4 protein-coding genes and 1 pseudogene are annotated in these 4,912 nt (G+C 38.7%); 1 reads left to right on the forward strand and 4 read right to left on the reverse strand.

Features of this window, described 5'->3' with window-relative positions:
- On the forward strand, window positions 1-598 hold a 598-nt coding region (locus AKG43_RS11555), incomplete at its 5' end, for a transposase (protein ID WP_156300676.1).
- A 57-nt stretch (window positions 599-655) separates the two neighbouring features.
- On the opposite strand, the pseudogene AKG43_RS13455 reads toward AKG43_RS11555, so the two are convergent.
- The 4 genes and pseudogenes from AKG43_RS13455 to AKG43_RS11575 all read right to left on the reverse strand — a co-directional run bounded on the left by AKG43_RS13455 (window position 656) and on the right by AKG43_RS11575 (window position 4,658).
- A pseudogene (locus AKG43_RS13455) lies at window positions 656-1,038 on the reverse strand (zeta toxin family protein).
- A gap of 48 nt (window positions 1,039-1,086) precedes the next feature.
- Window positions 1,087-1,332, reverse strand: coding sequence for a hypothetical protein (locus AKG43_RS11565; RefSeq protein WP_231718165.1), 246 nt, complete (start codon window positions 1,330-1,332; stop codon window positions 1,087-1,089).
- Between the two features lie 151 nt (window positions 1,333-1,483).
- Window positions 1,484-2,548 (reverse strand): DNA cytosine methyltransferase, encoded by a 1,065-nt coding sequence (locus AKG43_RS11570; protein WP_054617431.1) that lies wholly within the window; start codon window positions 2,546-2,548, stop codon window positions 1,484-1,486.
- The gene (locus AKG43_RS11575; protein ID WP_054617432.1) at window positions 2,541-4,658 is read right to left on the reverse strand and encodes an ATP-binding protein; all 2,118 of its coding nucleotides are present in this window, start codon (window positions 4,656-4,658) and stop codon (window positions 2,541-2,543) included. The genes AKG43_RS11570 and AKG43_RS11575 overlap by 8 nt, the downstream gene beginning before the upstream one ends.
- Between the last annotated feature and the right edge of the window lie 254 nt (window positions 4,659-4,912).

Here is a 4,912-nt window from a genome sequence, read left to right on the forward strand (position 1 = left end):
AGCATCCGCCGCCATCGTTGACGCCACCATTATTCAGACGGCCGGCGGCAAACAGCGTCAGGCCATCGAAGTGGATGACGAAGGCGTTGTCTGTGGCGAAACCACCCCCGGCAAAGACCCGGATGCCGGGTGGATCAAAAAAGACGGCCGCTTCCATCCGGGCTACAAACAACACACCCGTACCGATGCGGACGGCTATATCGAGAAACTGCACATCACCCCGGCCAATGCTCATGAGTGCAAACACCTGCTGCCATTACCGGCAGACATCGCAGAAGGCAGCACCGTCTATGCGGATAAAGGCTACGACAGCCGGGAGAACCGACAACATTTGGCAGCGTGCGGCTTGAAAGACGGCATCATGCAAAAAGCACACCGTGGCTGCCCGTTAAGCCAAGAGCAGAAAATCCGCAACGGCCGGCTGGCGAAAGTGCGCTATGTGGTGGAACAAAGCTTTGGTACGTTGCACCGCAAATTCCGCTATGGCCGGTCAGCCTATTTTGGGTTGGGCAAAGTGAGGGCGCAAAGCCACCTGAAGGCAATGTGTGTGAACCTGTTGAAGGCGGCCAACAGGATAGGTGTGTCTGTTGCTGCCTGAACAGGCAGGCAGTGCCTCATAATGAGGCACTTTAAGGGGAATTTAGGGGTAGCTTGTCTACTTTTTACGCAAAAACAGCCGGAACATGATGAAGAATGTTCCGGCTGTTTGTTGGCGTGGGGTTTTGCAAAGGTCTCCGGCTGTGCGAAAAGTACCCTCGACACTCACGTTATATCCTTCAGCAAGAGCCTTTGCTATAACCCTTTCTGTCATCATTCCTGAAAAAGCGGCCGTATATTTGGGAGCATTCTTGCCATATGGAGCCTGAATATCCTCAAAATCAGGATGGTAGCGGCGAAACTCGTCACCGTTTATAATCAAAAGATTGCGGTTGGTTCCGCCCTGATTTTTTGAACCAAGTTGGATTTGCCCGCCCCGGGTTGCCCGCCCAATACAAAACCTTTGGGTAAAGAAGAAGGACGGACTTGTGTTTCAGACACCAAGCCGTCTCAAATCATTTCAAAAGCAACATCTTCTTGCTTTGTCATCTATGCAGCAGCCTCCAATTGAGGCTTCGGTAATGTTGAATATTTCTGATAAAGCGCATTGCATTCATCCGCTATCGCCTGAAAATCAATATTTTCGGGAACGGAATCATAAAGGAAGCTGCGTATTTCCACGATCCTTTGCTGATCTGCCGTCCGATTTTCCGTGCGCGGGGTTTTGCGGGCAATCAAAGCTTGCACCGACGCCACATATTCGATCAGTGCGTCTTTTTGCATCAATGTACACATGACCTGTTCTCCTGTTGAGATAATTTTACTGGTGTTGATTATACGCCTAAACTGTTGGAACAATACGCTTTGCATTAGCAAAAGCAAAAAATCCAGCCGCAGCACATGTTCATGTGCTGCGGCTGGATTTTTTATATTGGTAATGTCAATTTTAATTACATATTATAGCTTTTTTGCAGGCCTCACTCATAACTCTTGCGAATTCACAAGGTAAAGCATTTCCTATAATTCTGCAAACTTGGTCTATTGAATTTGATACAAATTGAAAAGAATCCGGAAACGTTTGCAATCTTGCTGCTTCTCTAACAGAAATAGTCCTCAACTCAACAGGATGTCCAAATCTTCCTTTACTTAAAACAGTACAGCCTCCTGTAATAGTGGGGGATACTGTGTTGAAATCCATCCTACCATATACATTAGAAAAGCCTTTATTATTACCTTTATGGCATTTTGGTCTTAATTCATCTGGTATATCAAATCGAGAACCTCCCGGTTTTAAATATTTTAGCCGTTCTAAATTTATATCGGCCAAATCTCGAATGACATTCCAATTGAATTTTTGGGGTCCCCCACTCTCATAAGTGTGTTTAAGTGAAATAGGTGGAGCCAAATTTTCTAAGGCACTTTTAACAGTATTCCATGGTTTTTTACCATCTGTTCCTAAGCGAGAGTGCGTTGCTTGAGGTATATTAATTTCAAACCCTCTCCCTGCAAGTAGTACAAAGCGTTTTCTGTCTTGAGGTACCCCATAATCAGCGACTTGCAAGACATTAAAATTCACAATATATCCAAGTTTTTCAATATCAGAGATAAATTTATCTAGATATAATTTACCTTTATACATCAAGCCTGGAACATTTTCTATCATGATTGCTTTAGGATAAATATCTGCAACAAGCCTACTGACTTCCGAAATTAAACTATTGCGCTCATCTATTCGTTTATATTTTTGTGTTAATGTAGAAAAACCTTGGCAGGGGGGGCATCCAACTAAAAGATCTAACTCACCTTTTGAAAGATTACTTCTCTTTAACAGCTCTGTAGCAGATATATATCTTATGTCATTTTCAAAAACATAAGCATCTTTATGGTTCGCTCGAAATGTTTCTGCTGCATGTGCATTATTCTCTACAGCAGAGCATATTCTGAAGCCTGCTTGTTTTAAGCCTTCCGATAATCCGCCACCACCTGCAAATAAGTCAATCGAACTAAGCATTTTTTAAATCCTTTATTGATTTTTTTTCTATTTTTTCAAATAGTTCCTTTAGCTCAGGCTTCGAATCTGATATTCGCTTCAGTAGTTCTAGAGATTCAGGCCCTCCAAACTCTATAGCTCTTTGAATTCTTACGTCATCATAAAACTCAGATATTCCATATAACATAGACGAGAGCAATTCTATATAGTCTTTGCGAGATTGGATGCAAATATCTTGCCAAGAAAGAATATTAATTTGGGTATCTGTATTTTTCATTTGCCATTCCTTAGGATTTTTTCCAATTAAATAACAGCAAACATCTGCATCATGAAAATAATCTTGAAACCATCCTTTATAAGTAACTAATTGGTTATAATGCTTTCTCTCTAACTCAACAAGAGGGCTTTTTAGTTCTATAAGAATAATTGTCTTATTATTGGTATCTGAAAATACAGTAAAATCAGGTCGTGTACCTGAATCAGGTTGTTCTTTTAAGTGTGTGATAGTTGAACCATGTGCTTGAGCTTGTTCATTTAATGCGATCGTTTTTGCAATTGTTTTCATTTGCTCATTGGCAAATACCTTTCCTTTATCCGATCCAAGAATCCAAGGAAACTGTTCAAGAAGATTTTGTAATTGTGGCTCTGTGCCAGTTTTTGCTAGTTGCTCTAACTTGGTTAGAGCAAAAATCCGTTTCGCAACTATGACAGATAATGACATTGCTTCAGGGACTAAATGCTTATTGATTTCATCTATCGTTTTTAAAAATTCGCTTTCATCATCTGTATTTTTTACTTTTTCCCATAATGATTTAATTATTATTTGACTAGGTGTGTGAGTCCATGCAGATGTTAGTTTATGAATGATTTCTGTTTGTAAAGCATCATCTTTTTGAACCTTGGGACTCATACTAGATACTATATTAGATATAGCTTCTTGCTCGCTCTTTGTTACTCTAAGCTCGTGAGGTAAATTACGAATTTTGTGTTGTATTTGCTCCTTCTTATTTGCTTGCTGAAATTTTTGATATTCGCTTATCCATTTAGCAGCAAGTTGCTGTCCCCAGTTGTATACTTCTTGGGTGTCATCGTGATTCCAATTAATAGTTGTTCTATCTGTAGAAACAATATCTTCATCTAATTCATCTAACCAATCAGCTTCAATCACTCCATACATATACCGTGTCCATATTTCCCTACCTTTTAAACCAAAGACAAATGGCCTATCTTGTGCAATTTTCCCATGAGCATAAACACCAATCCCAGCTTGATCCTGTGGCCAATCAGCCTTTTCAACAAAACCAACCCAATACTTAATATTTCTCTCTTTGTTATTAAAAGTTAGTGTTTCCTCTTTTACACCTTTTTCAGGAATTCTGAAATAGAATTCTGGTAAGGCATCTTTTTCAGTAATAGCATCATCATTCACATAAACAGTAAAATGTTCATTAAGAAGAGTGACTGTAAAACGTTGTCCTATTGAACTTTTAAGTGAATCTATAGGTATAGCTCTCTTTAATGATAGGTCTTCCATAATAACAGCGGTACCATGTTGATTTTCCTTTATATTTTCTAGAAAACGAGATACACATCCATACTTGTCTTCGCCAAGAGGAATTTCATCAATTGAACAACCATTGCAAATTATTTTGGGCTTATAGGTGACTAAATTATTCACAGTATCATTATCAATGTCTGATAACATTTGAGAAATATCTAAGGATATCCAATAGCATTTTTTACTATCTTGGGATATGGTAATAAGGGACAGTTTTTTAGCGATTCCAAAAGGTGCAAGTTTTCCAATCCCTTTTCTCCCCATTACAGTACGATCTTTTTTTGTACGTTTTGATAATTCTTCTTTTTTTCTTTTCTTTTTGCCAATAACTAAATAATTATATTTAAGCTCAACATCAGACATGCCTTTCCCATCATCGAAGACACTAATATAATTAGAATTAAGATCAATCCATACATTTGAAGCATCGGCATCCCAAGAGTTGGAAATAAGCTCGGCTATAACATTAGTTGGCTTATTTTGATAGAGTTTCAGACCTAAATGCTCAATGATATTATGGCTATATCTTAAGTTGAAGTCCGTGTCTTGTAATTCTTCGTGCGGTTGTTGCATATCTCTTCACTCCATTAATATTTGTGGTAAAAAATTTCTACTAGGTTTAAAACAGCCTAAAATCCTTACAAAACTATCCAGCATAAAAAGCAGCTCACTGCGTATTTATTCATGAGAAGAATCAAACAAAACAAATTGCGTGCAACATTAAAATATTCCAAGCATGGATAGCAAATTCTAAAAATATTAAATTTCGCTGATAGCGGGAATGATTGCGTTATTTTTTTATAAAAATATATAACAAAGGTTAATAT

The organism is Neisseria sp. 74A18 (assembly GCF_001308005.1).
GTDB classification, from domain to species: Bacteria; Pseudomonadota; Gammaproteobacteria; order Burkholderiales; family Neisseriaceae; genus Neisseria; species Neisseria dumasiana.

Coding starts and splice junctions, on each gene's coding strand:
- AKG43_RS11575 (WP_054617432.1), bottom strand. CDS start 4,658: ATGCAACAACCGCACGAAGAATTACAAGACACGGACTTCAACTTAAGA.
- AKG43_RS11570 (WP_054617431.1), bottom strand. CDS start 2,548: ATGCTTAGTTCGATTGACTTATTTGCAGGTGGTGGCGGATTATCGGAA.
- AKG43_RS11565 (WP_231718165.1), bottom strand. CDS start 1,332: ATGTGTACATTGATGCAAAAAGACGCACTGATCGAATATGTGGCGTCG.